This window comes from Achromobacter sp. SIMBA_011 (genome assembly GCF_046535435.1).
GTDB lineage: Bacteria > Pseudomonadota > Gammaproteobacteria > Burkholderiales > Burkholderiaceae_B > Achromobacter > Achromobacter dolens.
The window spans coordinates 1,087,254-1,111,594 of record NZ_JAWRWN010000002.1 but is presented as its reverse complement, the minus strand read 5'-3'; the positions used below and the strand labels follow the sequence as shown (position 1 = coordinate 1,111,594).

The 24,341-nt window shown below is 69.2% G+C and carries 24 protein-coding genes; 19 read left to right on the top strand and 5 right to left on the bottom strand.

What is annotated here, in order from left to right:
• Window positions 1-3: 3 nt before the first annotated feature.
• The 6 genes from SB816_RS12245 to SB816_RS12220 all read left to right on the top strand — a co-directional run bounded on the left by SB816_RS12245 (window position 4) and on the right by SB816_RS12220 (window position 5,359).
• A complete protein-coding gene (locus tag SB816_RS12245; protein ID WP_054504298.1) occupies window positions 4-765 on the top strand; it encodes an IclR family transcriptional regulator in 762 nt (253 codons plus the stop codon).
• A 131-nt stretch (window positions 766-896) separates the two neighbouring features.
• A complete protein-coding gene (gene dbpA / locus SB816_RS12240) occupies window positions 897-2,285 on the top strand; it encodes an ATP-dependent RNA helicase DbpA (RefSeq protein WP_410547052.1) in 1,389 nt (462 codons plus the stop codon).
• A gap of 175 nt (window positions 2,286-2,460) precedes the next feature.
• The gene (locus SB816_RS12235) at window positions 2,461-2,868 is read left to right on the top strand and encodes a DoxX family protein (protein WP_049074147.1); all 408 of its coding nucleotides are present in this window, start codon (window positions 2,461-2,463) and stop codon (window positions 2,866-2,868) included.
• A gap of 252 nt (window positions 2,869-3,120) precedes the next feature.
• Entirely contained in the window at window positions 3,121-3,279 is a 159-nt protein-coding gene (locus SB816_RS12230) for a hypothetical protein (RefSeq protein ID WP_006385045.1), read from the top strand.
• 31 nt (window positions 3,280-3,310) lie between these two features.
• Window positions 3,311-4,696: an adenylate cyclase gene (locus SB816_RS12225; protein ID WP_410547051.1), complete on the top strand. Its 1,386-nt coding sequence runs from the start codon at window positions 3,311-3,313 to the stop codon at window positions 4,694-4,696.
• A gap of 123 nt (window positions 4,697-4,819) precedes the next feature.
• The gene (locus SB816_RS12220; RefSeq protein ID WP_054504300.1) at window positions 4,820-5,359 is read left to right on the top strand and encodes a peroxiredoxin; all 540 of its coding nucleotides are present in this window, start codon (window positions 4,820-4,822) and stop codon (window positions 5,357-5,359) included.
• 16 nt (window positions 5,360-5,375) lie between these two features.
• On the opposite strand, the gene SB816_RS12215 is transcribed toward SB816_RS12220, so the two are convergent.
• Window positions 5,376-6,824: a CoA transferase gene (locus SB816_RS12215; RefSeq protein WP_081273531.1), complete on the bottom strand. Its 1,449-nt coding sequence runs from the start codon at window positions 6,822-6,824 to the stop codon at window positions 5,376-5,378.
• Window positions 6,825-7,125: 301 nt separating this feature from the next.
• On the opposite strand from SB816_RS12215, the gene phrB reads away from it, so the two are divergent.
• Both phrB and SB816_RS12205 read left to right on the top strand, forming a co-directional pair.
• Complete coding sequence (gene phrB, locus SB816_RS12210; protein ID WP_410547050.1) at window positions 7,126-8,544, top strand: deoxyribodipyrimidine photo-lyase; 1,419 nt, start codon at window positions 7,126-7,128, stop codon at window positions 8,542-8,544.
• Window positions 8,545-8,712: 168 nt separating this feature from the next.
• On the top strand, window positions 8,713-10,404 hold the full coding sequence (locus SB816_RS12205; RefSeq protein WP_410547049.1) for a methyl-accepting chemotaxis protein: 1,692 nt from the start codon (window positions 8,713-8,715) through the stop codon (window positions 10,402-10,404).
• A gap of 57 nt (window positions 10,405-10,461) precedes the next feature.
• Here the strand turns inward: SB816_RS12205 and SB816_RS12200 are convergent, their stop codons facing one another.
• Both SB816_RS12200 and SB816_RS12195 read right to left on the bottom strand, forming a co-directional pair.
• Entirely contained in the window at window positions 10,462-10,797 is a 336-nt protein-coding gene (locus tag SB816_RS12200; protein ID WP_144657606.1) for a hypothetical protein, read from the bottom strand.
• Window positions 10,798-10,981: 184 nt separating this feature from the next.
• The gene (locus SB816_RS12195) at window positions 10,982-11,233 is read right to left on the bottom strand and encodes a hypothetical protein (RefSeq protein ID WP_410547048.1); all 252 of its coding nucleotides are present in this window, start codon (window positions 11,231-11,233) and stop codon (window positions 10,982-10,984) included.
• Between SB816_RS12195 and SB816_RS12190 the strand changes: the two genes are divergently transcribed.
• The 4 genes from SB816_RS12190 to SB816_RS12175 all read left to right on the top strand — a co-directional run bounded on the left by SB816_RS12190 (window position 11,207) and on the right by SB816_RS12175 (window position 15,827).
• Window positions 11,207-12,763: a DUF1800 domain-containing protein gene (locus tag SB816_RS12190; protein ID WP_410547047.1), complete on the top strand. Its 1,557-nt coding sequence runs from the start codon at window positions 11,207-11,209 to the stop codon at window positions 12,761-12,763. The two genes, SB816_RS12195 and SB816_RS12190, sit on opposite strands and share 27 nt — an antisense overlap.
• Before the next feature lie 22 nt (window positions 12,764-12,785).
• A complete protein-coding gene (locus SB816_RS12185; protein WP_054504303.1) occupies window positions 12,786-13,988 on the top strand; it encodes a DUF1501 domain-containing protein in 1,203 nt (400 codons plus the stop codon).
• Window positions 13,989-14,114: 126 nt separating this feature from the next.
• Window positions 14,115-15,317, top strand: a complete 1,203-nt coding sequence (locus SB816_RS12180; protein WP_116792668.1) for an MFS transporter — start codon at window positions 14,115-14,117, stop codon at window positions 15,315-15,317.
• 15 nt (window positions 15,318-15,332) lie between these two features.
• Complete coding sequence (locus SB816_RS12175; protein ID WP_049074158.1) at window positions 15,333-15,827, top strand: glutathione peroxidase; 495 nt, start codon at window positions 15,333-15,335, stop codon at window positions 15,825-15,827.
• A gap of 101 nt (window positions 15,828-15,928) precedes the next feature.
• Here SB816_RS12175 and SB816_RS12170 read toward each other — a convergent pair whose 3' ends face one another.
• A complete protein-coding gene (locus SB816_RS12170) occupies window positions 15,929-16,396 on the bottom strand; it encodes an Lrp/AsnC family transcriptional regulator (protein WP_054504305.1) in 468 nt (155 codons plus the stop codon).
• 122 nt (window positions 16,397-16,518) lie between these two features.
• Here SB816_RS12170 and SB816_RS12165 point away from each other — a divergent pair, with 122 nt between their 5' ends.
• From SB816_RS12165 to SB816_RS12140, 6 genes are all read left to right on the top strand, one after another.
• On the top strand, window positions 16,519-17,418 hold the full coding sequence (locus SB816_RS12165; RefSeq protein ID WP_410547046.1) for a DMT family transporter: 900 nt from the start codon (window positions 16,519-16,521) through the stop codon (window positions 17,416-17,418).
• A 123-nt stretch (window positions 17,419-17,541) separates the two neighbouring features.
• Complete coding sequence (locus SB816_RS12160; protein WP_054504306.1) at window positions 17,542-18,240, top strand: glutathione S-transferase N-terminal domain-containing protein; 699 nt, start codon at window positions 17,542-17,544, stop codon at window positions 18,238-18,240.
• Between the two features lie 11 nt (window positions 18,241-18,251).
• Window positions 18,252-18,716 (top strand): GNAT family N-acetyltransferase, encoded by a 465-nt coding sequence (locus tag SB816_RS12155; RefSeq protein WP_054504307.1) that lies wholly within the window; start codon window positions 18,252-18,254, stop codon window positions 18,714-18,716.
• 41 nt (window positions 18,717-18,757) lie between these two features.
• Entirely contained in the window at window positions 18,758-19,033 is a 276-nt protein-coding gene (locus tag SB816_RS12150) for a lipoate protein ligase C-terminal domain-containing protein (protein WP_006385315.1), read from the top strand.
• The gene (locus SB816_RS12145) at window positions 19,030-19,806 is read left to right on the top strand and encodes a biotin/lipoate A/B protein ligase family protein (RefSeq protein WP_049074166.1); all 777 of its coding nucleotides are present in this window, start codon (window positions 19,030-19,032) and stop codon (window positions 19,804-19,806) included. Before SB816_RS12150 ends, SB816_RS12145 begins: the two co-directional genes overlap by 4 nt.
• Window positions 19,807-19,872: 66 nt before the next feature.
• A complete protein-coding gene (locus SB816_RS12140; RefSeq protein ID WP_054504309.1) occupies window positions 19,873-20,691 on the top strand; it encodes an RsiV family protein in 819 nt (272 codons plus the stop codon).
• 164 nt (window positions 20,692-20,855) lie between these two features.
• On the opposite strand, the gene SB816_RS12135 is transcribed toward SB816_RS12140, so the two are convergent.
• Window positions 20,856-22,145, bottom strand: a complete 1,290-nt coding sequence (locus tag SB816_RS12135) for a Glu/Leu/Phe/Val family dehydrogenase (RefSeq protein WP_054504449.1) — start codon at window positions 22,143-22,145, stop codon at window positions 20,856-20,858.
• Window positions 22,146-22,638: 493 nt separating this feature from the next.
• Between SB816_RS12135 and SB816_RS12130 the strand changes: the two genes are divergently transcribed.
• Window positions 22,639-24,312, top strand: a complete 1,674-nt coding sequence (locus SB816_RS12130) for a BBE domain-containing protein (protein WP_410547045.1) — start codon at window positions 22,639-22,641, stop codon at window positions 24,310-24,312.
• Window positions 24,313-24,341: the final 29 nt, after the last annotated feature.

Genomic DNA, 24,341 nt, shown 5'->3' with positions numbered 1-24,341 from the left:
AAGATGAAAGACGAATCCTCCGCGGCGCTGCGCGCGCTATCCCTGCTGGAACAGGTCGCCGGTTCCGAGACGCCGGTATCGCTGGCGGCGCTGACCGAGGCCACCGGCCTGCCCAAGCCATCCGTGCTGCGCATCGTGTCGCGGCTGGTGGACGCCGGCATGCTGCTGCGCGAGCCCGCAGGCAAGAGCTACATCACCGGCCCGCGGCTGGCGCTGCTGGCGCGCGACACCCTGCTCAATTCGCCGCTACGGGCCGAACGCCACCGCATCCTCGACAGCCTGGTCGACGAGATCGGCGAAACCTGCAACTGCACCATGCTGGACGGCGACGAGGTCATCTACCTGGACCGGGTCGAGACCGCCTGGCCGCTGCGCGTCAACCTGCAGCCCGGCTCGCGCGTGCCGCTGCATTGCAGCGCCAGCGGCAAGCTGTTCCTGGCGCACATGCGGCGCGAGGCGCGCGCGCGGCTGCTGGCGGCGGCGCCGCTGCCGCGCTACACGCCCAACACGCTATGCGACGCGGCGGCGCTGGAACGCGAGCTACTGGCGATCCGCAAGGAAGGCGCCAGTTTCGACCGCGAGGAATTCCTGCTGGGCATCGTCTGCATGGCGGTGCCGATCATGCGCGGGCGCCGCGCCATCGCCGCGGTGGCGCTGCATGCGCCGATGGCGCGGCTGTCGATCGACGGCGCGCGCGCCTGGCTGCCGCGCATGCAGGAAGCGGCGCGGGCGCTGGCGGGCACCTACGAACCGTCGGCCGGATAGCGCCACGCGCCCCCGAATTGGCGCGCGCCCGGCGGCCGGTGCGTGCGCCGGTCCGGGCGCCCTGGGGACCCGCAGGCCTTACACTGTCGGCCGAATCCGTATTTATCGCAGTTCCTGCGAGAGCCCCTGCCGTGACCCAGACGCCCTTTACTTCCCTGCCCCTTTTGCCCGCCCTGCTCGAAAACCTGCAAAGCCTGGGGTTCGAGCAGATGACGCCGATCCAGGCGCAAAGCCTGCCGCTGATCCTGGAAGGCCGCGACCTCATCGCGCAGGCCAAGACCGGCAGCGGCAAGACCGCTGCCTTTGGCCTGGGCGTGTTGCAAAAGCTCGATCCCACCCGCCTGACGCCGCAGGCGCTGCTGCTCTGTCCGACCCGCGAGCTGGCCGACCAGGTGGCGCAGGAGCTGCGCCGGCTGGCGCGCCAGATCGCCAACGTCAAGATCCTGACGCTGTGCGGCGGCGCCGCGGCCCGCCCGCAAGCTGAATCGCTGGCGCGCGGCACCCACATCGTGGTCGGCACGCCCGGCCGCATCCAGGACCACCTGGAACGCGGCAGCCTGGACCTGTCCGGCCTGACCACGCTGGTGCTGGACGAAGCCGACCGCATGGTCGACATGGGCTTCTACGACGACATCGTGGCGATCGCCTCGCATTGCCCCGCCAAGCGCCAGACCCTGCTGTTCTCGGCCACCTACCCCGACAACATCCGCAAGCTGAGCGCGCGCTTCCTGCGCAACCCGGCCGAGGTCAAGGTCGAGGCGCAGCATGACGCCAGCCGCATCGAACAGATCTTCTACGAGATCGACCCGGCCGAACGCCTGGACGCGGTGGCCAGGCTGCTGGCGCATTTCCGCCCGGTCTCGACGCTGGCCTTCTGCAACACCAAGATCCGCAGCCACGATCTGGTCGAACGCTTGCAGGCCGACGGCATCAGCGCCCTGGCGCTGAACGGCGACCTGGAACAGCGCGAGCGCGACGAGATCCTGATCCAGTTCGCCAACCAGAGCTGCGCCGTGCTGGTGGCCACCGACGTGGCCGCGCGCGGCCTGGACATCCAGAACCTGGGCGCGGTCATCAACGTCGACGTCACCAAGGACACCGAAGTCCACGTGCACCGCATCGGCCGCAGCGGCCGCGGCGACCAGAAGGGCCTGGCCCTGAGCCTGTGCTCGCCCGACGAAATGCGCTGGGCCAACCTGATCGAGCAATACCAGGGCGCGCCGCTGACCTGGGGCGACCTGAAATCGCTGCGCCCCAAGGCCGACCGCCCCCTGCGCGCGCCCATGGTGACGCTGTGCATCCAGGGCGGCAAGAAGGACAAGCTGCGCCCCGGCGACCTGCTGGGCGCCCTGACCGGCGACGGCGGCCTGGCCTTCGAGCAGGTCGGCAAGATCAACATCACCGAGTTCAACGCCTACGTGGCGCTGGACCGCAAGATCGCCAAGCAGGCTTTCTCGCGCCTGTCCAACAGCAACATCAAGGGCCGGCGCTTCCGCATGCGCTATCTCGAGGAACTGTAAGCATTCGTCAGCACCGACTGGCCGTCCCCCCCGGCAAAACGCTTGCTGGTCACATTCCGGATTTGTAATAATGGCCCACCCCGCGCCAGCCGGCGCGGGAGCGGGAACCAAAGGCTCGGCGTGCGCTCCAACCGGCGCATCGCATCCCCCTTAACCACCATAAGAGAAATCCACCATGATCAAATCCGACGACACCGGCAAGCTGATCCTGCGCCTGACCCTCGGCATTCTGATTCTGCTCCATGGCCTGTTCAAGATCACCGGCGGCGGCGTCGGCGGCATCGCCGGCATGCTGTCCTCGCACGGCCTGCCCGGCTTCCTGGCCTACGGCGTCTACATCGGCGAAATCATCGCGCCGGTGCTGCTGATCATCGGCGTCTACACCCGCCTGGGCGGCCTGATCATCGCCATCAACATGGTGGTCGCGATCCTGCTGGCCCATACCGGCCAGATCGGCAGCCTGACCAACAACGGCGGCTGGGCGCTGGAACTGCAAGGCATGTTCCTGTTCACGGCCCTGGCCATCGCCTTCATGGGCGCCGGTCGCTTCAGCCTGGCCGGCAACGGCGGCCGCTGGAACTGACCGCCCCGGCGCCTCGCGCCACCCCTCAAGGCCGCCGCGAGGCGGCCTTTTTCATGGACGGCCGGCCGCTGGGCCGCGGGCCGGAACAATTGCTACGAACGACATCAACGGTCACGTCGGCGCAAACATCCGTCACCTGAAAGCTGTTTCGGATCCATTACAGACCCAGAACTCGCCCCCGCGGTCATGGCCTAATCCCTACGAGCCCAAGGAAGGCGTGACGCACGCCAGGCGCTCGGCAGGAGATCCCAAATGAAGAAGACGATTCTGTTGATGCTGGCGATGGCCAGCGCCCTGACCGGCTGTGTGGTGGTGCCGGCGCGCCCGGCTTATTACCGGCCGGCGCCTGCTTATTACTATTACCCCGCGCCGCACTATTACTATCACGGTGGCTACTACCACGGCTATTGATCCGCGCGCCGCGCCGCGCAAAGGAAACGCCATGAATGCCCTCGCCCCGCTTCCCCACCTGCGCCCCCTGGCCGCCGTCGTGCTGATGACCGTCTGCGCCGGCGCAATGGCGCAGACGTACGCGCCGCCCGCCGCTCCAGCCGCCCCCGCCTACGACAACGGCGATCCCGCCAATGCCAACCTGGCGCCGATCGACCGCAGCCCGCAACCGCCTCCGCCCCTGCCGGTCTACACGCAGCCGCCCGCCCCCGGCGACGGCTACATGTGGGTGCCGGGTTACTGGAGCCTGAATCGCTACGGCTACTTCTGGGTGCCTGGCGCCTGGGTGCTGGCGCCCTACACCGGCGCGCTGTGGACCCCGGGCTACTGGGGCTTCGTCGACGGCGTCTACCTGTGGCATGCGGGCTACTGGGGACCGCACATCGGCTTCTACGGCGGCGTCAACTACGGCTTTGGTTATATCGGCATCGGCTACGTCGGCGGTTACTGGGATCACGACCGCTTCTTCTACAACCGCGCCGTGACCAACGTGAACGTCACCCGCGTCACCAACGTCTACAACCACACGGTGGTGGTCAACAACAATATCGACAACCGCCGCATCAGCTACAACGGCGGCCCGGCCGGCATCCAGCGCCGGCCCGACCCGCGCGAGGTCGCCGCGCGCAACGAGCCACACCATCCGCCCACCGACGTGCAACGCGGCTTCGTGCGCGAGGCCGGCGGCAACCGCGCCCAGTTCTTCGACCACAACCAGGGGCGGCCGCCGCAGGCGTTCGTGGACCATGCGCCGGGCCGCGGCGGGCCGGCTGCGGGACCGCGCCCCGGCGCGGGCCAGGGCAATGGGCCTGGAAATGGGCCTGGAAATGGGCCTGGAAATGGGCCAGGATATGGCCCAGGAAACGGTCCGGGAAGCGGCGCGCAGAATCGACCGGGCAATGGCCCGGACCGTGGACCGGGCGCCGCGACGCCCGGCGGCCCGCGGGCGGATTTCAATCGTGGCGGTGCCGGCGGCCCGCCTGCTGCGCAGGCGCCGGGGCAGCAGGCCCGCCCGCCGCAGGCACAGACACCCGGCCAACCGCAAGCGCGGCAACCGCAAAACGCGCCGCAGGCCCAACCGCCGAGTCAAGCGCAATCGAGGCCGCCACAGGCCCAGCCGCCCAGTCAGATGCAATCGCGACCGCCGCAAGCCCAGCCCCAGGCTCGGCCGCAGCAAGGGCCGCGTCCCGGCCAGGCCCCGGACAACCTGGCGCCCCGTGCGCCACGCGAGTCGCATGCGGTTCCCGCCAACCGCCCCGAGGCCCGGCCCCAGGGCAATCCGCAACACGGCGGCGGGCGGCCATCCGGCGGCCAGGAACCGCAACGCGGCGGTGGCGGCGAGCGCGGCGCGCCGCATGAACGTGGCGGCCGCGACTGACCTCGCAACCACGGCCGCGTCGTCCGTCGGGCTGGATTCCTGCGGACGACGCGGCTACAGTGGTCAGGCCCGGCCCCGTCGATGTCCACGCGGCCCACGGCCCATCGATTCGCGGAGACCCCTATGAAGCGCCTTGCCCCCCTGTTCCTCGCCTGCGGCCTGCTGGCCGGCCCCGCCGCCCAGGCCGCCCTCAACGTCGGCGCGCCCGCGCCCGACTTCAGCGCCCAGGCCTCGCTCGGCGGCAATGTGTTCACCTTCAAGCTGGCCGAGGCGCTCAAGAAGGGTCCGGTCGTCCTGTATTTCTACCCCGCCGCCTTCACGGCGGGCTGCACCATCGAGGCCCATGACTTCGCCGAGGCCACCGACGAATACAAGTCGCTGGGCGCCACCGTCATCGGCGTCTCGGCCGACGACATCGACACCCTGAACAAATTTTCGGTCAGCGAATGCCGCAGCAAGTTCGCAGTGGCGGCCGACGGCGACGGCAAGATCATGAAGGCCTACGACGCGGTGCTGGACGCGCGGCCCGAGCGCGCCCAGCGCGTGTCCTACGTGATCTCGCCCGAAGGCAGGATCCTGTACGAATACACCAACATGAACCCCGAGGCCCATGTCACCAACACCATGAAGGCGCTGCGCGACTGGAAGGCCGGCAAGAAATAACGCGGCCGCGATGCCGTCAATTGAACGGCCACACCGTCGGATGCGTGCCGGGCGGGCTGGACGGCCGGGTCCAACGGGCCGGCGTGAGAGAGAACTGCGCGGCATGGCGCATCGCGATCAATTCGCCGAACCCCGATGCCTCCGTTTCCATCATGCCCTCGAAGCCTGGCATGGCGCGGTTCAGGCCGCCTTCGATGCGGCCCAGCGTGCGCAACCAATGCGCGGTCTGCGCCAGCGACACCTGTACATGCCAACTGCCGCCCTCGGTGGCCTGGCGCGCCAGCGCCACCTGTGCGCCGAACGCCATCAGGTAGCCCGAGGCGTGATCCAGGATCTGCATCGGCAGCGCCCTGGGCGCGTCCTGGCCAGCGGCCTCGGCCTCGGCATGGTTGAAGCCGGCGGCGGTCTGCACCAGCGAATCGAAGCCGCGCCGGCCCGCCCATGGGCCGGAGGCGCCGTAGGCGGACAGGGACACGTAGACGATGCCCGGCCGCAGGCGCGCCGCGTCCTGCGGACCGAACCCCAGCGCGGCCATGCCGCCGGGCCGATAGCCCTGCACCAACACATGCGCGCTGCGCAGCAGATTGGCCAGCGCGATGCGGCCGTCGGCGGTATCCAGGTCGGCGTGCACCGACAGCTTGCCGCGGCTGGTGTCGATCAGGTTGGCGATATTGGGCAGGTGCGGCGAATTCACCAGCATCACGTCGGCGCCGTAGGCCGCCAACGCCCGGCCACAGACCGGGCCGGCGATGATGCGGGTCAGGTCCAGCACGCGGATGCCCTGTAGCGGACGCGGATCGTGCCCATACTTGGGCAGGGGCCGCGGGTCGGCCTCGCCGATGCGCTCGACCGTCAGCAGCGGCTGAGCCGCGATCGCCTGCCCTTGGGGGTGGCGGTCCCATTCATCGAAACTGCGCATGGCGGTGACCACCATGCCTGCGTCCGCCGCCACCTGCTCGAAATCCTGCGCGCGCCAGCGGCCCAGCGCCTGCTCGACCGCTTCGCGGGTGGCGCCGTCGCCGGTCGGACAGCCCAGCAAGGCCAGGGCGCCGTCGCGATGGTGCGGAAAATTGGCATGGATGCGGACCCAGCCGCCATCGCCGCAGCGATACACGCCAGTGATCGGATCGCGCGGATCCGGCGAGGCGCCGTTGATGAGGAAGTGGCTGCGGCATTCCTGCGCCGCATGCAGCATGTCCACGCCGACCTGCTGCCGCTCGCCGCCGCGCAGATGCCACAACTCGGCCGCGGCCAGCGCCGCCGCCGCCATGCTGACCTGGGCCGCCGTCCCCACCGCGAATGAGGACGGCAGCACCGGCTCGTTACCGATCAGCACCACGTGCTCGAGCGATTCGCCGGGCAGGTCGAAGGAACGCCACAGATCCTGCAACACATCGCCTGGCGTCTTGGCGGCGGGTGCGCGTCCCCTCAGGAAGGACGCGCGGAAATCCATCAGATGTCCCATGGCGTTCATTCTTTGCTTTGTCGGTAATTGGATTACATGGTGCGGGCCGCGGCGGCGTCAATAAGGCGGCGGCGCCAGCGTGTTTCATGGTTTGACCGCCGGCCGGGCGGCATCGCCCGGGCATCCGCCGTCCCCCCCTGCGCCCGCTGGCGGCGCACGCGCCGTCACCGCCGTCACATCTACTCGTAGTTTTTACATGGTGTGGGCAGCCGCCCGGCTCGCGGAGGCGCCGCCGGGGCGCGATAGAATGCCTGCCTTTGCCGCGCCCTTCCCGCCGCCCCTTTCCGGAACGACCGCCCTCATGCATACCCTGATCTGGCTGCGCACCGACCTGCGCCTGCACGATAACCCCGCCCTGGCAGCCGCGGCGCAGGCGGGCACGGTCACTGCCCTGTTCATTGCCGCGCCGGGCCAATGGCGCCGCCACGGCGAGGCGCCGGCCAAGGTCGACTTCTGGCTGCGCAACCTGCGCGAGCTGTCGCGGGACCTGGGCCGCCTCGGCATTCCGCTGAAGCTGCTGACGCTGGACACCTGGGACCAGGTGCCCGAGGCGCTGGCCGGCTTCTGCCATGAACACGGCATCGCGCAGGTGCACGCCAACACCGAATGGGCCGTCAACGAGCGCCGCCGCGACGACGCCGTGGCGCAGCGGCTGGCCGAGGCCGACATCGACTGGCACCTGCACCACGGCGCCTCGCTGCTGCGTCCGGGCACCGTGGTGACCGGCAAGGGCGACTGCTACCGTGTCTACACCCCATATGCGCGCGCCTGCCGCGAACGCCTGCGCAGCGCCCCGCTGCGCGCGACGCCGGCGCCCAGGCCGCAGGCCGCGCCGGCCTGGCAGGCCGACCCGCTGCCCGACGCGTTCGACGGCTACCCGCCCGCCAGCGACGCCATCCGCGCGCTGTGGCCGGCCGGCGAGACCGCGGCGGGCGAACGACTGGACGCCTTCGTCGATGGGGTCATCGACGCCTATCGCGACGAACGCGACTTCCCCAGCCTGCCGGCCACCAGTTGCCTGTCCCCGTACCTGGCCGCCGGCGTGCTGTCGCCGGGCCAGGCCCTGCGCGCGGCGCAGGCGGCCAACCACGGCGAGCTGGAGAGCGGCAATGCCGGCGCCGCCACCTGGATCAACGAACTGCTGTGGCGCGAGTTCTACCAGCATCTGCTGGCGGCCTGCCCCGAATTGTCGATGCACCGGCCGATGAAGCCGGAAACCGCCGCGGTGCCGTGGCGCGACGCGCCCGACGACCTCGCGGCCTGGCAGCAGGGCCGCACCGGCCTGCCGATCGTCGACGCCGCCATGCGCCAATTGCTGGCGCTGGGCTGGATGCACAACCGGCTGCGCATGGTCACGGCCATGTTCCTGTCCAAGAACCTGCTGATCGACTGGCGCCTGGGCGAGGCCTGGTTCATGGCGCATCTGGTCGACGGCGACCTGGCCGCCAACAACGGCGGCTGGCAATGGAGCGCGTCCACCGGCGCGGATTCCGTGCCCTACTTCCGCGTTTTCAATCCGCTGTCGCAATCGCGCAAGTTCGATCCCCGCGGCGTGTTCCTGCGCGAATGGCTGCCCGAGCTGGCCCACCTGGACGACAGCGCCATCCACGATCCCAGCCCGATGGAACGCGCGGCGGCCGGCTATCCCCTGCCCATCGTCGACCTGGCGCAGAGCCGCCTGCGCGCGCTGGAGGCCTTCGGCAACCTGCCCAAGGCCTGAGCCGGCCGGCCAAAAATCGTCCATCACATCACGGCCCAGCCCGCTTGCGGCCGTTTACGTTTCGCATCGTTTCAAAATATTTTGATGTAGATCAACCCGGCGATATCGCCCGTCCCCGATGATCCGGCAGCAGCAACACGCCCCCGCCCATCAGAGGACGAAAGACGCATGCGCAACAACCAGCCGGTCTACGACAAGGAATACACGCTTCACGACGAGCAGTACCTGATCTCGCGCACCGACGCCCGCGGCCGCATCATCTACGCCAATCCCGCGTTCGTGGAGGTCAGCGGCTTCGCCCGCGAGGAACTGGTGGGCGCGGCCCACAACATCGTGCGCCACCCCGACATGCCGGAAGAGGCGTTCGAGGACCTGTGGCGCACCATCCAGCGCGGCGAATCCTGGACCGGCGTGGTCAAGAATCGCCGCAAGGATGGCGGCTTCTACTGGGTGCTGGCCAACGTCACCCCCATCATCGAGCGCGGCGAGACGGTCTGTTATGCCTCGGTGCGGGTCAAGCCGACCCGGGCCCAGATCGACGCCGCGGACGCGGCCTACCGGCAACTGCGCGCCGGCACCGCGCGCGGCTTCAGGCTCAGCCGCGGCCAGGTCAAGCCGACCGGCCTGCGCGGCGTACTGGCGCGTCTCAAGATTTGGCGCCTGACCGGCGTGCGCTCGCGCATGCTGGCCTGGGCCATGCTGGCTTCGACGCTGTTCCTGGGCGCGGCCGGCGTGGCGCTGTACGGCATGCTCGACCGCATGAGCACCGAGGAGATCGCGCTGGCGGCGGCCATGCTGGCCGGCGGCGTGATCCTGATCTTCGCCTCGGGCTGGGGCTTTGCCCGCTCGATCACCGGCCTGCTGGTCACCGCCACCGACTTCACGCGCCAGATCGCCGCTGGCAACCTCAGCACGCCGCTGCCCCCCGCCAGCATCCGCGACGAGATCGGGGCCCTGAAATTCTCGTTGGAAGTGATGCGCAAGAGCCTGGTCAGCATCACCCGCGACGTCCACAGCGGCATCGAAAGCGCGCTGACCTCGGCCGCCGAAATCGCCGATGGCAATGCCGACCTCTCGGCCCACACGCAGCGCCAGGCAGCCTCGCTGGAGGAAGCCGCGGCCAGCATGGAACAACTGGCGTCCACGGTGAAACAGACCGCCACCAACGCGCACGGCGCCGACCAGATGGCCAACCAGGCGTCCGACGTGGCCAAGCGCGGCGGCGAGGTTGTGGACGACGCGGTGCGGGCGATGCAGGGCATCGTGCAAAGCACCGCGCGCATCCGCGAGATCGTCGGCATCATCGACGGCATCGCCTTCCAGACCAACATCCTGGCGCTCAATGCCGCAGTGGAAGCGGCCCGCGCCGGCGAGGCCGGCAAGGGTTTCGCGGTGGTGGCCTCCGAAGTGCGCAGCCTGGCGCAGAAAAGCGCCACGGCAGCGCGCGAGATCAAGGAACTGATCGAGGCGTCGAACCACAAGGTCGAGGACGGCGTGCGCCACGTCGAGCGCGCCGGCGAGGCCATGCTCGACATCGTCGGCTCGGTGCAGCAGGTGACCCAGATCGTCAACGAGATTGCCGCCACGTCCAACGAGCAGCACACCGGCATCGACAACGTCAGCCGCACCATCTCGGAAACCGACAGCGCCGCGCAAAGCAACGCGGCGCGGGTGGAGCAGGCCAGCCAGGCGGTCGACAACCTGCGCACACGCGGGGCCCAACTGCGCCACGCCATCGAGGTGTTCCGCATCGCCGGCGCCCAGACCGTGTTGCCCAAGCGCGCCGCCGCGCCCGTGACAGCGGCGTTGATCACCGCGCCCCGGCAAGGACAACCATTGCTGGAACGGCGCCCCTCATAGCCCGGCGCCGGCGTGGATTCGGGCGCGGACCCGGGCCGGCCAAGCGGCAATAGCGGGTCACTCTTGCGGCGCGGCGGCCTCCTTGTCGAGCCGCTTGAGGAATACCAGCAATTCCTTCTCGACCTGCTTGTCGCCGCGCGCCTGCGCGGCCTTCAGGCCCGACTCCCAGGCGGCGCGGGCGCCAGCCTTGTCGCCGCGGCCGAGGCAGGCCTTGCCCAGCCACTTCCAGGCCACCGAGTAGGCCGGATCGAACACCAGCGAGGCGCGCAGATGCGTCTCGGCGTCGCCATAGCATTCCTGCTCGGCGTAGGCCTTGCCCAGCGAGAATCGCAACAACATATTGTCGGTGCCTTTGGCCAACATGGTTTCCAGTCGATCGATCATTTCCCGCATGCCCGGCCTCCTTTGCGCCGCTTGCGCTGACTGCGATGGCACATGATAGGCCGCGGACCGCCCATCGGCGGCAATGGCCCCGCGCCGCGCAGGGAAAGCGGCGGCGCATTGCACAAGCATCGGTTTCCTTGCGTTTCAAGCAGCGCCGCGACGGGAATGGCGGTGCGACTATCCTGTCACATGCTCAGACTCGGCCGCAACGCGCGCGGCCGACCCTGACCGCCTGCTGAAGGCAGGCCGCAACCGTCAACCCGCAAGGTGCCGCTTCATGCCGAACATGCGCCTTTTCCCGCGTCTCTTTTTCCCGCGCCGCCTTTTCCTGCGTCGCTTTTTCCTGCGTCGCTTTTTCCTGCGTCGCTTTTTCCTGCGTCGCTTTTTCCTGCGCCGCCTCGCGGCCCGGCGGCCGCCATTGGCGGCCCTGGCGCTCGCCGCGCACCTGCTCGCCGCCCCCCTGCTGGCCGCGGCCCCTGCGACGGCCGCGCCGCCCACCGCATCCAGACCCGCCACCGGCTCCGAGGCCCAGGCGCTCGAGGCCGCGCTGGTCAACCGCATCACCTGGGGCGCCACCCCCGCCGAGCTGGCGCGCATGCGCCAACTCGGCCCGCAGCGCTACCTGCAGGCGCAGTTGCATCCCGACCCGAAGGCGCGCCTGCCCGCCGCCGTGCAGCAGCGCATCGACGCGCTGTCGATCTCGCGCCAAAGCGCCGAGGACGCGCACGCCGAACAGCGCAGCCTGCGCCAGGGCGCCAAGAACGCCGCCCCCGACGCCAGCCAGCAGGCCCAGCGCGACGCCCGCGCCATCTCGCGCCAGCGCGCCGACGACACCGCCAGCCGCGCGTTCTACCGCGCGCTGTACTCGCCCAACCAGTTGCAGGAACAGATGACCTGGTTCTGGATGAACCACTTCAACGTCTACGCGGCCAAGAACGACATCGGCACCTACATCGACCAGTACGAGGAACGCGCCATCCGCCCGCACGCGCTTGGCAAGTTCCGCGACCTGCTGGCGGCCACGCTGCGATCGCCGGCGATGCTGGCGTACCTGGACAACACCCAGAACGCCGCCGGGCACATCAATGAAAACTACGCGCGCGAACTGATGGAGCTGCACACGCTGGGCGTCAAGGGCGGCTACACGCAGGCCGACGTGCAGGAACTGGCGCGCATCCTCACTGGCCTGGGCATCCACAACCAGGACGGGCCGCCCAAGGTCCGGCCGGCGCTGCGCAATCAGGTGGTGCTGGACGGCCTGTTCGTGTTCAACCCGGCGCGCCACGATTACGGCGACAAGCGCTTCCTGGGGCACATCATCCGCGGCGCCGGCCTGGCCGAGGTCGACGAGGCCGTGGACCTGCTGGCGCGCCATCCCGCCACCGCGCGCTTCATCAGCGCCAAGCTGGCCGCCTACTTCATGGGCGACGCGCCGCCGGCCTCCGTGATCGACAAGATGGCCAAGACCTTCCAGGCCAGCGACGGCGACATCGCCGCCACCTTGCAGACACTGTATGGCTCGCCGGAATTCACGCAGTCGCTCAAGACGGGCGTGTTCAAGGACCCGGTGCATTACGTTTACTCGGCACTGCGCCTGACCTATGCCGACCTGCCGCCCATCATCAACCCGCGGCCGGGCCTGGCCATGCTGCGGCAATTGGGTCAGCCGTTGAACCAGCGCCTGACGCCCGACGGCTACCCGCAGGCGCAGTCGGACTGGGCCGGCTCGGGCCAGATGACCGCGCGCTTCGAAGTGGCGCGCGCCATCGCCGCCGCGCCGCAGGCCTTCTATCGCGAAGGCGACGACAAGGGGCCGGTGGAACTGCCGCGCCTGCCCGAACTGTTGCGCGAGAACGCCGGCGACGGCCTGTTCGCGCGCCTGTCGCCCGCCACCCGCGACGCCATCGCGCAGGCGAAGAACCCCAGGGACGCCAACACCTATCTGCTGGCCTCGCCCAAATTCATGCGGCGCTGAGGCGCCGCGGGAGAAACCCATCATGGACCGCCGCCGCATCCTGCAACTCCTGGCCTCGGCGCCGCTCGTCTTCGGCGCCAACCGCCTGTACGCCGCGCCGGCCGCCGCCGGCAACAAGCTGCTGGTCGTCTTCATGCGCGGCGCGTACGACGCCGCCAGCCTGCTGGTGCCGGCCGGCAGCGACTTCTACTACGAGTCGCGCCCGAGCATCGCCATCGCCAGGCCCGGCAGCGGCGCCGGCGCCGCGCTGCCCCTGGCCGACGGCTGGGCCCTGCACCCGGCGCTGGCCGACAGCCTGATGCCCTTCTACCAGAAGCGCCAGTTGGCCTTCGTGCCGTTCGCCGGCACCGACGACACCAGCCGCAGCCACTTCGAGACCCAGAACCGCATCGAACTCGGCCAGGGCGCGGCCCGCGACAGGAACGGCGACTTCCGCTCGGGCTTCCTGAACCGCCTGGCCGCGACGCTTGGCGGCAAGGACGAACAGGCGGCGGCCTTCACCTCCGAGGTGCCGCAGATCTTCCGCGGCGCCGAACGCGTGCCCAACATCGACCTGGGCGGCGCGGCCCGCAAGTCGCGCCTGTCCGAGGCCGACAACCGCGCCATCGCCGCCATGTACCAGCACACCGACCTGGGCGCCTCGGTCGCCGAGGGCCAGCGCATCATGGGCGCCACGCGCGCCGAACTCGACGCCGAGATGGAGGCCGCCAGCGGCAACGCCGTATCGGCCGACAGGCTGGAACAGGAAGCGCGCCGTATCGGCCGCTTCATGCGCGACCGCTACAACCTCGGCTTCGTCGACGTCGGCGGCTGGGATACGCACGTCGGCCAGGGCGGCGCCAGCGGCATGCTGGCCAACCGGCTCGGCCAGTTGGGGCGGGCGCTGGCCGGCTACGCCGATGCGATGGGTCCGGCCTGGAAGCAGGCCACGGTGGTGGTCATCAGCGAATTCGGCCGCACCTTCCGCGAGAACGGCAACAAGGGCACCGACCACGGCCACGGCACGGTCTACTGGGTGATGGGCGGCAACGTGCGGGGCGGGCGCATTGCCGGCCGCCAGGTCGCGGTCAGGCGCGACACCCTGTTCCAGGACCGCGACTATCCGGTGCTCAACGAATACCGCGCGCTATTCGCCGGCCTGTTCTCGCGCCTGTACGGCCTGAGTCCGGCGCGGCTGGCGCAGGTGTTCCCGGGCATCACGCCGCTGGACCTGAAACTGGCCTGAACTAAGGGTATACCCGTATCGGCAACAGGGATTTGCGCCGGCGCGCGCGGGCCGCTGCTCTAAAATCCACGCTCCCTTCCCTGCCGCCGCGGCCCCGTGCGTCTCCGGCCCTCTCCCCGCTTTTACATGCCCCTGCATCTCATCGCGCTCGCCGCCGCCGCCTTCGGCATCGGCACCAGCGAATTCGTCATCATGGGCCTGCTGCCCAACGTGGCCGCCGACCTCGACGTCAGCATCGACATCGCCGGCCTGCTGATCACGGGCTACGCCATGGGCGTGGTGATCGGCGCGCCCATCATGGCCATCGTCACCGCGCGGCTACCGCGCAAGGCCACGCTGATCGGCCTGGCCAGCACGTTCGTGCTGGGCAACCTGCTCTGTGCGCTGGCGCCCGGCTACGCCACCTTGATGGCGGCGCGCGTCTTCACCGCCTTCTGCCACGGCGCCTTTTTCGGCATCGGCGCGGTGGTGGCGGCCGACCTGGTGCCGCGCCACCAGCGCTCCAGCGCCATCGCGCTGATGTTCACCGGCCTGACGCTGGCCAACGTGCTGGGCGTGCCGCTGGGCACCGCGCTGGGCCAGGTGGCGGGCTGGCGCTCGACCTTCTGGGTGGTCAGCGGCATCGGGCTGGTCGCGGTGGCGGCGCTGGCGGCGTGGCTGCCGGGCCGCATCCCGATGCAGCCCGGCAACATCCTGCGCGAATTCCGCGTGCTGCGCGACGTGCGCGTGCTGTGGCCGTTGGTCGCCAGCGTGCTGGCCTCGGCCGCGCTGTTCTGCGTGCTGACCTACATCGCGCCGATCCTGCGCGACATCACCGGCGTGTCAGAACGCGGCGTGACCGGCGTGCTGCTGCTGTTCGGCGTGGCGCTCACGGTGGGCAGCACGCTCGGCGGCAAGCTGGGCGACCGCAATCTGGAAGTATCGCTGCGCCGCATCTTCCTGGGCCTGCTGCTGGTGTTCCTGGCGCTCAGCCAGGCCATCCACGCGCTGGCGCCAATGCTGGTGATGACCTTCATCTGGGGCACCCTCGGCTTTGCCGTGGTGCCGCTGCTGCAGACGTTGATCGTGGACCAGGCGGCCGAGGCCCCCAACCTGGCCTCGACGCTGAACCAGGGCGCCTTCAACCTGGGCAACGCCGGCGGCGCCTGGCTCGGCAGCCTGGCGCTGGGCCACGGGCTGCCGCTGACCGACCTGCCGTGGATGTCGGCGGCCATCACCGCGGCGGTGTTGCTGCTGACCCTGTGGGGCACGCGCTACTATGGGCGCCACGCCGGGATGGCGCAGCCGCCGCAAACCGGCGCGCTGGCCTCGTCCCGTTCCGACGCCTGACCCCAAGGAGCCCGCATGAGCACGATCTACGATTTCTCGGCCCGCGACATCCACGGCGCCGACCAGCCGCTGGCCGCCTACCGCGGCCGGGTGCTGCTGGTGGTGAACGTGGCCTCGAAATGCGGCTTTACGCCGCAGTATTCGGGCCTGGAAGAGCTGTACCGCGCCCTGCGCGACGACGGCCTGACCGTGCTGGGCTTCCCGTGCGACCAGTTCGGCCGCCAGGAGCCGGGCAACGAGGCCGAGATCCTCGACTTCTGCACCACGCAGTACGACATCACCTTCCCGCTGTTCGCCAAGATCGACGTCAACGGCGCCAACGCCGACCCGCTGTACCGCTGGCTCAAGGGCGAGAAGCCCGGCGTCTTCGGCACCGAGGGCATCAAGTGGAACTTCACCAAGTTCCTGGTGGGCCGCGACGGCCAGGTGATCAAGCGCTACGCCCCCACCGACACGCCGGCCGGGCTGAAGGACGACATCGTCCGCGCGTTGGCCGCGCCGGCCGCCTGACGGCTGCCAAGCCCGCCAGCCGCGCCCGGATCCTGGCGCCGCCGCAGGACGTGCCGCGCTGGCCTTCGCGCCGGCGACGCGCCCGATTCCGCCGTGCCCGTTCAACGCAACGGCGGCAGCCGGCGGCGCACGGTGTGCGCCTTGACGATGGCGGTGTTGGTCTCGGCGAACTCGGTCACGCGTTCCAGGATGCCGTCCAGATGCGTGATCGAACGCAGCACCACCCGCGCGATGAAGCAGTCATCGCCGGTGACCTTGTCGCATTCGACGAATTCCGGAATTTCCTGGATCAGGCCCTCGACCCGCCGCAACTGCCCGGGCAGCGGCCGGATGCGCACGATGGCCTCCAGCGTGTAGCCCAGCGCCACCGGATCGACGTCCAGCGTGTAGGCGCGGATCACCCCTGATTCCTCCAGCCGCCGCAGGCGGTCGGCCACGCTCGGCGCGGACATCCCGACCTGGCGCGCCAGGTCGGCGGTGGTGGTGCGCGCATTGGCCGTCAGCATCTCCACCAGGCGGCGGTCGATGCCGTCCAGGACCGGACTTTCATTTTTTAGGTCATTCTGCATAAATTCCACCCGAACGAAGGTTCAAACACAAAACTGCCGCAGCAACATCATATAACCGTGCTGATCGGCCTGGGATAATTTCTCCATCGAATCACGGACCGCATGGTCCCCTGGAGCCTTCCATGTCCCCCTCATCCGATCGCATTGGCCTGGCGCAGATGGCCGCCGCCATGACCCTGTCCGGCACCCTGGGCGTGTTCGTCCTGGAATCCGGCCAGAGCGCCTGGAACGTGGTGTTCTTCCGCTGCGTCTTCGGCGCCCTGTCGCTGTTCCTGTATTGCTGGGCGCGCGGCCTGCTCAAGCCCGGCCTGTTCACGGCCCGCACTCTGGCGCTGGCCCTGGCCGCCGGCGCCGCGCTGGTGCTGAACTGGGTGCTGCTGTTCTCGGCCTACCGGCTGGCGTCGATCTCGCTGGCCACCGCCGTCTACAACGTGCAGCCCTTCTTCCTGATCGGCCTGGGCGCGCTGTTCCTGGGCGAGCGCCCCACGCGCGGCAAGCTGGCCTGGTCGGTGATCGCCTTCGCCGGCCTGCTGCTGGTGCTCAAGCTCACCGACCACAGCGGCGGCGACGCCTACCTGTCGGGCCTGCTGCTGGGGCTGGGCGCGGCGGCGCTCTACGGCGTCACCGCCGTCATCGTCAAGCGCCTGAAGGGCATCCCGCCGCAGGTGCTGGCGCTGGTGCAGGTGACGCTGGGCGCGGTGATGCTGCTGCCGATGGCCGACTTCCAGGCGCTGCCCGCGGCCCCGCTGCAATGGGGCTACCTGGTGGCGCTGGGCCTGATCCACACCTGCCTGATGTACATCCTGATGTATTCGGCGATCCAGAAGCTGCCGACCACCTCGACCGCCGCGCTCAGCTTCATCTATCCGGCCGTGGCGATCCTGCTGGACCTGGTGGTGTACGGCCACCGCATGGACGCCACCCAGGTGCTGGGCGTGGCCCTGATCTTCCTGGCGGCCGCCGGCGTCAGCCTGAACTGGCAGTGGCGCCTGCGCGGCGGCGCCCGGCCCGGCGCGGCCTGAGCGGGCCCGCGCCAAACCCGCACCGCGCCCCCGGGTATTCGGCCGCCCGCCCGGGGCGCCGCTATCATGGACCTTCCGATCCGCCGGCAGTGGCCGGCGGCGCCAAGACGCTGAGGAATCCCCATGATCGATCTCTATTACTGGACCACCCCGAACGGCCACAAGATCACGATTTTCCTGGAAGAAGCCGGACTGCCTTACGAGATCCACCCGGTCAACATCAGCAAGGGCGACCAGTTCAAGCCCGAATTCCTGGCCATCGCGCCCAACAACCGCATTCCGGCCATCGTCGACCAGCAGCCCGCCGACGGCGGCGCGCCGCTGTCGCTGTTCGAGTCCGGCGCCATCCTGCAGTACCTGGCCGAAAAGACCGGCCGCTTCCTGCCCGCCGACCTGCGCGGCCGCGCCGAGGTCTCGCAATGGCTGTTCTGGCAGATGGGCGGCCTGGGCCCCATGGCCGGCCAGAACCACCACTTCTCGGGTTACGCGCCCGAGCGCATCCCCTACGCCATCGAGCGCTACGTCAAGGAAACCAACCGCCTCTACGGCGTGCTGAACAAGCGCCTGGCCGACCGCGAGTTCGTCGCCGGCGACTACTCCATCGCCGACATGGCGTCCTACCCCTGGATCGTGCCGCACGCCAAGCAGGGCCAGGACCTGAACGACTTCCCGCACCTGAAGCGCTGGTTCGACGCCATCGCCGCGCGCCCGGCCGTGCAGCGCGCCTACGCGCTGGCCGACAAGGTCAACACCGCGCCCTCGGTCAGCGACGACGAGTCGCGCCGCATCCTGTTCGGCCAGACCGCCCAGAACGTGCGCTGAGCGAGGCCGCCATGACCGATTCCCCGCTGCGGTTCCGCCGCGCGCGCCTGGGCGACCTGCCCGAGATCGTGGCCATGCTGGCCGACGACGAACTGGGCGCCAGGCGCGAAGATCCCTCGATTCCGCTCAACCCCCGCTACACTGCGGCTTTTGCCGCCATCGAGCAGGACCCGAACCAGTTCTTCGCGGTGGTCGAGCGCGACGCGCGCCTGATCGGCTGTTTGCAGTTATCGTTCATACCCGGCCTGTCGCGGCTGGGCCAATGGCGCGGACAGATCGAAAGCGTGCGCATCGCCTCGTCGGCGCGCGGCCAGGGCCTGGGACGCGCCATGTTCGAGTGGGCCATCGAGCAGTGCCGGGCGCAGGGATGCGCCATGGTGCAACTGACCACCGACCGCGCCCGGCCCGACGCCCGCCGCTTCTACGAAAGCCTCGGCTTCGTGGCCAGCCATGACGGCATGAAACTGAGCCTGTAGCGCCGCCTCCGGCGCCAGGCCTGATACACAAAGGAGCGCCCATGCACGGCGAATACAAAGTCCCCGGCGGCAAGCTGGTGGTCGCGGACCTGGAAGTCCGCGACGGCCGCCTGGCCGATGTCCGCATCAGCGGTGATTTCTTCCTGGAGCCGCCCGAGGCGCTGGAAGCCATCAACCGCGGCCTGAACGGCCTGCCGGCCGACGCCGGCGAACTGGAGCTGGCGCTGGCGGTGCAGTCGGCGCTGCCGCCCGACACCGAAATGTTCGGCTTCTCGGCCGAGGCCGTGGCGGTGGTGCTGCGGAGGGCGCTGGCATGACCCGCACCGACTGGAACGACTACGACTGGCAACTGATCCACGAAGCGCCGCAACGCCCCGCGCTGCACATGGCGCTGGATGCCGTCATCACCGACGAAGTCGGCGCCGGCACCCGCCCGCCCACGCTGCGCATCTGGGAATGGTCGGCGCCCGCGGTCGTGATCGGCCGCTTCCAATCGCTCAAGAACGAAGTCGATCCCGAGGGCGCCCGGCGCCACGGCATCGAGGTCGTGCGCCGCGTCAGCGGCGGCGGCGCCATGTTCATCGAGCCGGGCAACAGCATCACCTATTCGCTGAGCGCGCCGCAGGCGCTGGTGCACGGCATGAGCTTCCAGGAAAGCTACGCCTTCCTGGACGCGTGGGTGCTGCAGGCCCTGCAGGGGCTGGGCATCAAGGCCTGGTACCAGCCGCTCAACGACATCGCCTCGGACATCGGCAAGATCGGCGGCGCCGCCCAGGCGCGCCGCGCAGGGGCAGTGCTGCACCACGTCACCATGTCGTACGACATCGACGCCGATAAAATGGTGGAAGTCTTGCGCATCGGGCGCGAGAAGCTGTCGGACAAAGGCACCACCAGCGCCAAGAAGCGGGTCGACCCGCTGCGCACCCAGACCGGGCTGGCGCGCGAGGTCATCATCCAGCGCATGGTGGACACTTTCGCGAGCCTGCACCGGCTGACGCCGGGCCAAGTGGGCGCGGCCACGCTGGCGCAGGCCGAGGCTCAGGCCGCCGAGAAGTTCTCCACGCCCGAATGGACCGCGGTCGTCCCCTGAGGCGCCGCGGGTTTGAGTCGGACGGTCGCGCCCGCGGGCGCGGCCGGGTTTTCTGGAGGTAGTTCAATGCGTCTTCCCCGCAAGCCGCGCGGCCTGTCCGCCGCGGGTTTGGGAGCCGTCCTGCTGGCCCTGGCCGGCTGCGGCAGTTCGCCCCCCGCCAACATCACGCTGGACTCGCCGACGGCGGCCGCCAGCACGGCCACGCCCGAGAAGATCGGCGACCTGGCCACCGAGCGCATCAAGTGGGCGTCCAACAAGCCCGATTGCAAGGGCGACTGCCCGCGCATCGAAATCGACAGCGTGGCCTTTCCCGGCATCCCCAAGCTGACCGCGCTGGTTGACCACGTGCTGGCCTACATGACCGGCACCGACGCCAATCGCCGCGGCCCGTACGAGACGCTGTCGGAATACACGCAATATTTCTGGTCCACCGCGCGGCCGCGCGACGCCACCTACTTCAAGGCCAGCGTCAAGGACACCGTGGGCGACATCGTCTCGATCGAGCTGCACACCGAGCAGTTCCTGACCGGCGCCGCGCACGGCATTCCCGCCACCCAGTACCTGAACTGGGAACGCAGCCGCGGCCGCGTCATGGCGCTGGACGAAGCGCTGATTCCCGGGCGCCGCGCCGAATACGTCGCCGCGTTGCGGCAGGCCCACGCCAAGTGGCTGGCCGGAAACAGCGACGCCAAGCGCGACCCGGCCGCCTATAACAAGATGTGGCCGTTCCAGGAAAGCGACAACTTCGCGCTCACGCGCGACGGCATCGTGGTCAAGTACGACGCCTACTCGATCGCCCCCTACTCGCATGGCGAGCCGGAACTGAGCATTCCGTACTCGGACCTGCGCGGCATCCTCAAGCCGGAACTGCTGCCCAAGTCCTGAGGACCCGCGCGTTCCGGCCGGCGGCGCCGGTGGCCGCCATCCGGCCGTAAGCGACGCGGCCCGCCCACTCCGCGGCCCGAAATGGAAACCGCCCCTGTCGGGGCGGTTTTCCTGTCTTCCTCTGGCTCCTCCGCGCGCCGGGCCGGGCCCGGCGCCAGAAGGACTTACGGGTACAGGCCGCGCACCTGGCGGGCCTGCAGGATGCGCGTGCAAGCCACGATGAAGGCGGCGGTGCGCAGCGTCACCTTGTGCTCCTTGGCCACCAGCGCGATCGAGGCGTAGGCCTCGCGCATGATGCGCTCCAGGCGCTGGTTGATTTCGTCCTCGCTCCAGAAGAAGCTGGAGAAGTCCTGCACCCATTCGAAGTACGACACCGTCACGCCGCCGGCGTTGGCCAGCACGTCCGGCACCACGTACACGCCGTGCTCGAACAGGATGTCGTCGGCTTCCGGGGTGGTCGGGCCGTTGGCGCCTTCCACCACGATCTTGGCGCGCACCTTGGCGGCGTTGTCGGCGGTGATCTGGCTTTCCAGGGCGGCCGGGATCAGGAATTCGGTTTCGAGCGTCCAGAACTCGTTCTTGTCCATCGCCTGGCCGCCGGAGAAGCCGCCCACGCCGCCATGCTGCGACACGTGCGACAGCAGCTTGTGGACGTCCAGGCCGGCGGCGTTGTGCACCGTGCCGGTATGGTCCTGCGCCGCGATGACCTTGGCGCCGGCCTCATGGAACAGGCGGGCGGCGGTGCCGCCCACGTTGCCGAAGCCCTGCACCACCACGCGCGCCTTGGACACGTCGATGTTCAGGTCGCGCGCGGCTTCGCAGCCGACCACGAACACGCCGCGGCCGGTGGCCTCGACGCGGCCCAGGCTGCCGCCCAGCGCGATCGGCTTGCCGGTCACGACGCCGGTGGCGGTCGAGCCTTCGTTCATGGAGTACGTGTCCATCATCCAGGCCATGGTCTGGGCGTTGGTGTTCACGTCAGGGGCGGGAATGTCCTTGGACGGGCCGATGATGACGCCGATTTCCGAGGTGTAGCGGCGCGTCATGCGCTCGATCTCGGACTGCGACAGCTTGCGCGGGTCGACGCGGATGCCGCCCTTGGCGCCGCCGTACGGCAGGTTGACCGCGGCGTTCTTGACCGACATCCAGGCGGCCAGCGCCATCACTTCCGACAGCGTCACGTCCTGATGGAAACGCACGCCGCCCTTGCCCGGGCCGCGCGAGGTGTTGTGCTGCACGCGATAGCCCTCGAAGTGGGCCACGCTGCCATTGTCCAGCTCGATCGGCACGTCGACGATCAGCGAGCGCTTCGGGCGCTTCAGGGTCTCGACCCAGCGCGCCAGCGAACCGAGGTACGGCGTGACCCGGTCGACTTGTTGCAGGTAATTACCCCAGGGGCCGAGATCGTCGGCATTCAGATAAGACGGCAAGGCATGGGTGGGAGTTTGAGACATGGACATGCTCTCCTGACAAAGTTGCGCCATTTTATCCATATCCTTATTGTGTCCCCCTATTTTATGAAAAAATATTAATTAGGGACATAATACGGAAACGGAGACCGCGAGCGTTGCCGAGCCTGCCGAAACGCTGCGCCTATCCTAGCCCCGCTCGTCGGCAGCGTCCACCCTGTGCGCGCCCGCCCCGAGCACTCGACTCGCCCCAGGCCAGTCACCGGCGCCAGCAAGGCCCTGCGTACCGGGCGCCGGTCGCCCCCTCCCGCCCTCTTGCCTGCGCCCCCCGACGCCACATCACATTCGCGTGTCAGTTCGACCCGGGGCGCCTGTCGCACCTTGCTTGAAAGCGTCATCCAGTTAAATCAGAATCAACCGGCCCCGGTTTTAGCGGTACCCGGCACCGGCGGCGTTCCAAAGCTTGTCATCCCGCGTTGCCGGCGGGCGACTCCCGCTGGCATCACTGCACTCATGAAAATCAACCATAGAGGTGCGCATGTCGGATTTTTCCCTGATTGACAGCAATGACCCGCGTTACGCGACCCTGCAAAAGGGTTTCAACCTGCGCTTCCCCACCACGGGCCGGGGCGCCAACGCCATCTACGTCTGCAAGACCCCGCAGGACGTGCTCGACGCGGCCAACGCCGCGCTGGCCCAGGGCTGCCGCATCACGGTGCGCAGCGGCGGCCACTGCTACGAGGGCTTCGTGGCCAACAAACTGCCCGAGGACCACGGCCAGCCGCTGGCCATCATCGACCTGAGCCTGATGACCGGCCTGCGCTACCGCGAGGCCGGCGACATCCCCTCGCCCTGGAACCCCGCCGCGCGCTACCGCTTCGCGGCCGCGTCCGGCAACCAGAACTGGGACGGCTACCTGGACCTGTACAAGACCGCCAACCGCACCCTGCCCGGCGGCTCGTGCTATTCGGTCGGTTCGGGCGGGCACATCGTCGGCGGCGGCTACGGCCTGCTGTCGCGCCTGCACGGGCTGACGGTGGACTGGCTCTCGGGCGTGGACATCCTGGTGCCGCAGGGCCCGGGTTCGCGCAAGCTGGTCGCCAAGCACGTCAACCTGCACAGCGCCGGCACCGACCGCGACCTCTTCATCGCCTGCCGCGGCGGCGGCGGCGGCAACTACGGCATCATCCTGACCTACTACTACGCCGACCTGCCCGCCGCGCCCCAGGAAGCCTACTGGCTGTCGCTGTCCTACCCCTGGGCCAGCTTCGGCGCCGGCGCCACGGGCCGCGCCAACTTCGCGCGCTTCATGCGCGCCTACTGGCAGTGGTTCGCCGACCACGACGCCGACTGGAACAGCCCCGACCCGGCCAAGGCCAACGGCGGCCTGTTCACGCTGCTGAAGGTGCAGCATCGCTCGACCGGCGACGTGGTGCTGAGCATCCAGTACACCGGCAAGGACGGCAAGGTCGGCGGCGCGCGCGACCAGCCGTTCCTGGACTTCGTCGCCACCATGAACACGGCGGCCAGCGCCGCCCCCGCCGTCAACCTGTCCACGCATTGGCACGGCCCGTCGCACCGCGTGGTCCATCCGGCGCCGCGGATGCTGGCCCATGCGGTCAACGATGCGCAGAAGATGGACTGGCTGTGGCTGACGCAGAGCATCAACGGCTCGGGCAGCAACCAGCGCGGCAAGTACAAGTCCGCCTATCACAAGGCCAATTTCAGCGACGTCGAGATCATGGCCCTGTGGGAATACCTGAACGGCTCGGACGATCCGCGCCTGAACCAGGCGCTGGTGCAGATCGACTCGTACGGCGGCCGCATCAACCGCAACGACGAGACGGCCAACCCGACCAGCGTATGCCAGCGCTCGTCGCTGCTGAAGTCGCAGTTCCAGGTGTACTGGACCGATCCGGCGCAGGACGCCTTCCACATCAAGTGGATCGCCGACCTGTACGACGAGTACTTCGCGCAGTACGGCGGCAAGCCCAGCAACCAGCCGGGCTCGCCGTTCGAGGGGTGCTACATCAATTACCCCGACACCGACATGAAGTACACCGACGCCAGCCACAGCCACGTCGATCCGCAGTGGCTCGACCTGTACTACGGCAACAAGACCGCCGCGCTGATCGCCACCAAGCGCAGCGTCGATCCCGACAATCTCTTCCACCACGAGATGTCGATCCCGCTGGCCGCGCCGCAGGCGTGAAAAAGCCCGCCGCCATGCGCCGCGCGAGC